Raw genomic sequence first — 212 nt, 5'->3', positions numbered from 1 at the left:
AATTGACTGGCTATCACTGTTCATTTTTTTGATGTTTTCTAGCAAGGATCTTGATGAGGTGGATAGGGTATGGCATGTCGACTTGGCTTCATTCAGAATCTCTCCTAAGCGCTGTGAGTTCTTTTCGGCCGAAATTACCAGACTACTTGTCTCTTCATTTGCTTGGATTGCTTCAGCTAGTGATTCTTGCCTTATGCGAAAAGCATAGCTCT

The 212-nt window shown here is 42.0% G+C and carries 1 protein-coding gene; it reads right to left on the bottom strand.

What is annotated here, in order from left to right; translation table 11 throughout:
* On the bottom strand, positions 1-212 hold a 212-nt coding region (locus A3757_RS27515), incomplete at both ends, for a hypothetical protein (protein WP_231878213.1).

The sequence above is a fragment of the Oleiphilus sp. HI0117 genome (assembly GCF_001635235.1).
This window is presented reverse-complemented; position numbering and strand designations above follow the sequence as displayed.